Source organism: Pseudoalteromonas sp. K222D (genome assembly GCF_017653575.1).
GTDB classification, from domain to species: domain Bacteria; phylum Pseudomonadota; class Gammaproteobacteria; order Enterobacterales; family Alteromonadaceae; genus Pseudoalteromonas; species Pseudoalteromonas nigrifaciens.
The window spans coordinates 1-1,085 of record NZ_JAGGDL010000092.1; the positions used below are offsets into that span (position 1 = coordinate 1).

Sequence of the window (1,085 nt, forward strand, 5' to 3'; positions counted from 1 at the left end):
CCTAAATTCGGATAATAAGTGCAATTTCTCAGATTAGATGGCCAGCTGTTATAATTCGGCCATTTTCTCGCCAAAGGAAATTGCTTTAATGAAATATAAACAGCTGACACAAGAAGAAAGATACCAGATTTACGCGTTAATAAAAGCAGGAAATAACCAAAAGCAGATAGCTGAAGAACTAACTCGTTCACCGTCATCTATTTCTAGAGAGCTAAAACGCAATAAAGGACTTAAAGGCTATCGGCCTAACCAAGCCAATAACTTTGCTGAACAAAGACGTAAGTCATCTTTCAAAGCAAGTAAGTTAACAGAGGACGTCACTCACTGGATTAATAAATTGTTGCATGACGGACTTTCCCCTGAGCAAGTGGCAGGCCGCTTAGCTTTAGAGAAACAGGTCGTTTTACATCATGAAACAATTTATCAATATATTTACAGAGACAAGGCTCGTGGTGGCAAGCTATATAAGACACTCACTCGTGCATGTAAAAAGTATAAAAAACGCTATGGAAGCTATGATAAACGTGGACAGATAGTTAATCGAGTCAGCATTGATGAACGCCCTAGTATTGTGGATTCAAAGTCTAGAATTGGTGATTGGGAGGGTGACACAGTGATAGGAAAAGGGCGTAAAAATGCCTTTGTCACAATGGTTGAACGTAAAACGTTATATACAGTCGTTCACAGAATTGAAAGCAAGCATGCGCAAATAACAGCCGATGCGCTGATCACGTGTATGACACCATATAAAGATAGGGTTATTACCGTGACGTTAGACAATGGAAAAGAGTTTGCTCACCATGAGCATGTCGCACAAGCATTAGAAGCTGATGTGTATTTCGCTCATCCCTATTCATCATGGGAGCGAGGTATAAATGAGAATACCAACGGCTTACTTAGACGCTTCTTCCCCAAGGGAACTGATTTTATGGCACTAAGTGAAGCAGAGATACAGGCGGCAGTTGATAAGCTCAATCATCGACCAAGAAAAACAAGAGGGTATAAAACCCCTCATGAATTATTTACGGGGCAATCAGAAATACTGGTGGCTGCATAATGATTGCACTTAATACTTGAATTCGAGA

1 protein-coding gene is annotated in these 1,085 nt (G+C 40.2%); it reads left to right on the top strand.

Features of this window, described 5'->3' with window-relative positions; genetic code table 11:
• Window positions 1-88 precede the first annotated feature (88 nt).
• On the top strand, window positions 89-1,057 hold the full coding sequence (locus J5X91_RS17995; RefSeq protein WP_208835396.1) for an IS30 family transposase: 969 nt from the start codon (window positions 89-91) through the stop codon (window positions 1,055-1,057).
• The last annotated feature ends 28 nt before the right edge of the window (window positions 1,058-1,085 follow it).

Excerpts from the sequence above, each read along its gene's own strand:
- J5X91_RS17995 (WP_208835396.1), top strand. The coding sequence starts at position 89 with ATGAAATATAAACAGCTGACACAAGAAGAAAGATACCAGATTTACGCG.